This is a genomic window from Streptomyces sp. LMG1-1-1.1, assembly GCF_040815545.1.
GTDB lineage: Bacteria > Actinomycetota > Actinomycetes > Streptomycetales > Streptomycetaceae > Streptomyces.
This window is the reverse complement of the sequence record NZ_JBFPNH010000085.1, coordinates 1-4,462: the sequence shown is the minus strand read 5'-3', so window position 1 is coordinate 4,462 and position 4,462 is coordinate 1. Positions and strand designations below refer to the sequence as shown.

The following is a 4,462-nucleotide window of genomic DNA, read 5'->3' as shown; positions in this document are numbered from 1 at the left end:
CTGCCTTACTGCGTACTGCACTCTTCGGCAGCCAGCCCCGTCGCCCGTCCTGCGTCCGCTCTGGCTTAGAACCCCACTGCCGAACTTCCCGGTGCGCGCGCCCGCAGCCGACGCCTTCACCAGGGGTCCTGCTCACTGACTTCACTGCTGGGTACTGCCACTGCGGTACTGGCGGCCCCTGATCACTGCGGGCCACCCGGTCCGGCCGTCAGTCCCGTCGCCGTCCCGCAACAACCCTGGCTTCGAAACTCCACCACCGCACCGTCCTGCAACTGCGTGTACTGCGGGTACTCCTGCCCGGCAGTTCGTCTCTGCCGGGCCCTGCGGCCTCTCTGAGCTACGAGAGAAACCATAACCACGCCACTCCCAAATGTCTACTCTGGCCATGACAGATTTTCGTCTGTTCGGCAGCGAGATAATCGCCCTCGAACAGTGGCAGGTGCGGGAGCAGGCCAGGTTAACCGGCCGCAACCGGGACACACGCCCCAGGCAGACAGCCCGACATCGACGGACACCGGGCGACCAGATGGACAGCACGAGCGTCACCACAAGCCTCCGCTCGACAACATCCGCCACCAGCGCACACGACAGCGCCCGGCATCTTCTCGAAGGGCTCGTACCAGCCCTCGCATCCAAGGCCACCGACACCGTGATCCCCGTCGTTTCGGAGCTCGGCACCAACGCCCTGCGCCACAGCGGCAACACCTGCACCCTGGACCTGACCACGTACCACGACAACATCAAAGCGGCCACACGCGACCCCAGCCCCCAGCCCGGCCACACACATACCCTCAACCTGAACAGCAGCACCGAAGGCTAAGAGGTCCTAACAGAAGCCGTTGATCATGTGACTGTCGGCTTGGTTGCTCGTTGGTCCGTTCGTGGCGAAGAGGAACTCCCGGCCGTGGATCGTCTCGGACGAACTGTGGTCGCTGATCGAGCCGTTGTTGCCGGTCCCGGGGCCGAAGCTGGTGGCGGGCCAGCCGCGGGTGCCCGACCGGCAGGCTTTGTGCGGGATCCTGTTCGTGCTGCACACCGGCATCCAGTGGGAGTTCCTGTCGCAGGAGCTCGGCTTCGGCTCAGGCATGACGTGCTGGCGACGACTGGCCGCATGGAACGACGCCGGTGTCTGGGACCAGCTCCACCTGGTCCTGCTCAAGAAACTGCGTTCGACCAAGCAGCTCGACTGGTCGCGGGCGGTGATCGCCTCCAGCCACGTCCGGGCCGCCCGACGCGGCCCAAAAGTGGACCGAGCCCGGTCGACCGCGCACGGCCGGGCAGCAAACACCACGTCCTCGTCGACGGACAGGGCATCCCGCTCGTGGTGTCATTGACCGGCGGAAACCGCAACGGCGTCACCCAGCTGATGCCCCTGCTCGCGAAGATTCCGTCCGTCGCGGGCCTGGTCGGTCGGCCACGGCGACGGCCGGACATGCTGTTGGCCGACCGGGCTACGACCACGACAAATACCGCCGCCTCGTCTGGGCTCAGGGCATCAATCCAGTCATCGCTCGCCGCGGTGTTCCGCACGGCTCTGGCCTCGGCGTCCACCGCTGGGTCGTCGAACGGACGATCGCCTGGCTTCACGGCTTCCGGCGCCTACGCGTCCGATGGAAACGGCGCGACGACATCCACGAAGCCTTCCTCGGCCTCGCCATTTGCCTGATCACCCACCGACACGTCCAACGCCTTTGTTAGGGCCTCTTAAGGGGTGGGTGACGTCGAGGTCACTTCCGAGAGCGTCCTCCAGAGCGTGGCGAGCGCGATGAGTTGTGCCACGAAGAACGCGACCGAGGCGAAGCGCATCTGGTAGATGTAAGCGACCATGCCCGCGTTGGTCGCCCAGTAGCGGCGCTCGTTCTGGAAGGTCTGCAGGTCCATCACCAGACCCGTGCACGTCAAGACCGAAACGAATGCCGCGATCTCGCCAATCAAGGAGGGCACGCTCTCTCCGAGGGCCTGGGCGACGAGGAAGTCGGCGACTTCCGGAACGGCGAACGCGAGCGTGACGAAGAGCGCCTTCGTCGGCCCGTGACGGCCCGGAAGATCACGCCACAGCGCCCCGAGGAAGAATCCCGCGACGAGCCACGCGATCTGCCAGAAGAGGATGAGGAACGTGATCCAGAGGAATCCCGCCGGATCCTCCGCGTTCACCGCCCAGGAGTCATCTTTGACCGCGTACGTCCAGTACAGCAGGCCGGTCGCGGGCAATCCGACGAGAGACGCGATGACGGCCCCCCGGCGGGCATTGCCCCACCACGTGGTCAGCGGGCCACAGGCGAACGGGAGATCGACCGGTCTGACGCCGGCCGGCAGCGACTGGTCCAGTCTGTCGATCTCGGCCTCGAGCGACTCCCGCTCGGCACGCTCCGCCGGGTTTGCCGTGCCGAGGTGACTCAGGCGCGCCTGGAGCTCCCGGAACCGGCGCGCCAGACGCAGCACGTCGGCCCGCTCGGTCTGCGAGATCGTCATGCCGAGCGGCACGTTGTCGGCGAAAGGCCGCTCCAGAACGGAGACGGAAGAGCCCAGGGCCAGTACGCCCCAGGCCGCACACATGCACAGCAGCAGGGTGAGGGCGTAGGCGGAAAGACCGTAGTAATCCCCCAAAGGCGCGAGAGTGATGGCGAAGAGGACCACGAGGAGGAACTGCTCCGCCGGCGCGGGTGTGAACGCCGACTTCTCGTACTGTTCGACCCGGCAGACCCGCAAGACCCCCAGCACGGCCAGCGGCGCCAAGATTCCCACGAGGCCCAGCATCAACTGCAGAACATATCTCGGGAAACCCCACCACCAGGTGTCGAGCTCCTGCTGCCACAAGACCTGGAACTCCGGTTGAGCGGGGTCGGCGAGCCAGCTGACCCGGTCCCAGTAGCGTTCGAAGGCGAGATAGCCCCACAGGACGGTGACCATCGCCGCCGTGATGGCGGCGGGGACCATCACTCGCGGCGGGATCCGTGTCTCCCTGATCAGCAGGATCCGCTGCCCTGCGACGATCACCCCCAGCCAGCACACTGACATCAGCGCGCAGATGGCGAGGGCCGCCACGGTCCAGCCCGGCACCGACAGCAGAACGTCGGATGTGGGAAGCAAAGCGAACTCGAACACCTCCGACACCACGTACCAGCCGAGGATCCCCAGGACGAGTACGCTCACGCTCACCCGCAGGCGCTTGGACCGGCTGCCGAGGAGACACAGCGCAAGTCCGAGGAATGCCAGGCTGAACACCGACAGCATCGGCGAGTAGTCGAAGTCCCAGGCCATCAGTCGGCCGAGAAGCCGGTACAGGTTGTCTCCGAGGTAGACGAGCAGGCCCAGGAAGATCAAAAGGAGCGACCACCACCGCAGAAAGCGCAGCGCTGCCAACTGCGTCGGCATCGTCCTGCCTGTCAGGCTGCGCCTGAGTCGCCGAGCCGCGACCAGCAACAATGCTCCCGAGGCGACATACCAGAACGCTCCCGATGCGCTCCACACGCCCCACGTCTCCCACGCCTCCCAGGACGGCTCCGGCGAAGTGGTGAGGAAGTTCCACTGCTGTACCGCCGGGGGGCGGAACGTGACCGCGGGGTATTGGTCGGGCTTCTTGTGCCGCCAGCTCAGATTCGTTCCGCCTTCGCCGAACGCCGGCGGAGGCGTGGCCGTCAGGGCGCCCCTACCGCCCAGGTTGACCTGAACGGTCTCCCAGTTCGCGCTCTTCAGGGCAGGCGAAGGGTTCAACGCGATGAGCCAGTGCTCCGTCGTCACCGTCAGCTCCCACGGGCCGACGGCGGAGAACGAGGACTGGACCCAGGTGCTTGCCTCGTAGTGGACCTTGACCCACTGGCCGTCTGCATTCACGGCCACCGGCGCGAACCGCCACTCGTAGTCAAGGGGGTCGCCCTGCTCCAGCGCAGGTTTAGCCACCAGGCACGCCAGCGCCGATCGGTAGACCGGTGAGTGGGTGTCCAAGAGCAGTTCGGAGGCACGAGCCCAAGTGGCGGGCACACTGACGTCCATGGTGCTCTCGAACACGCTGTAGTCATTGCCGCGGTGCTGGAACTCCGCCAGTGCCGTCACCCTGGCCTTCTTGAGCTGATCGGCTCGGCAATCGGGCGAGGCGCGTTCGGCGGCGTCGGCCCTTCCCATGACGGGGAGGACGAGGCAGAGAAGCAGCAACAGCACGTGCAGAGGGCGCGGCGCGGAGCAGCTGTGACTGGTCACCGCCCCAGGATCCCCAGGATCCTCCCTGCACGACGCGCACGTGGCCGCGCGCCACACTGACGCGCAGGCAGATCCACTCCAGCAGCCGACCCGTCTGCCGTACCCGTCAGCTGTGGTCAGCGATCGGGAAGACGTCCGCTAGTCTTCTGAGTCAGGAATTCTGTTCAGATATGTAAGCTTGGCCTGTGACACGTACGGGGCGGCCGAAGGCCGAGTTGATCCTGTCGGACGAGGAACGGGCTGCGCTCGAGGGATGGGTGCGGCG

At 66.2% G+C, this 4,462-nt stretch carries 2 protein-coding genes and 1 pseudogene; 2 read left to right on the top strand and 1 reads right to left on the bottom strand.

Features of this window, described 5'->3' with window-relative positions:
* The first annotated feature begins 385 nt into the window (after window positions 1–385).
* Together MRBLMG1_RS35020 and MRBLMG1_RS35015 are read left to right on the top strand one after the other, a co-directional pair.
* Window positions 386–820, top strand: a complete 435-nt coding sequence (locus MRBLMG1_RS35020) for an ATP-binding protein (RefSeq protein ID WP_367828193.1) — start codon at window positions 386–388, stop codon at window positions 818–820.
* Window positions 821–881: 61 nt separating this feature from the next.
* Window positions 882–1,698, top strand: a pseudogene (locus MRBLMG1_RS35015) (IS5 family transposase).
* Window positions 1,699–1,704: 6 nt separating this feature from the next.
* On the opposite strand, the gene MRBLMG1_RS35010 reads toward MRBLMG1_RS35015, so the two are convergent.
* A complete protein-coding gene (locus MRBLMG1_RS35010; RefSeq protein ID WP_367828192.1) occupies window positions 1,705–4,197 on the bottom strand; it encodes a DUF6185 family protein in 2,493 nt (830 codons plus the stop codon).
* Window positions 4,198–4,462: the final 265 nt, after the last annotated feature.

What these genes read in the sequence shown, in the direction of transcription:
- MRBLMG1_RS35020 (WP_367828193.1), top strand. Translation starts at nt 386, where the DNA reads ATGACAGATTTTCGTCTGTTCGGCAGCGAGATAATCGCCCTCGAACAG.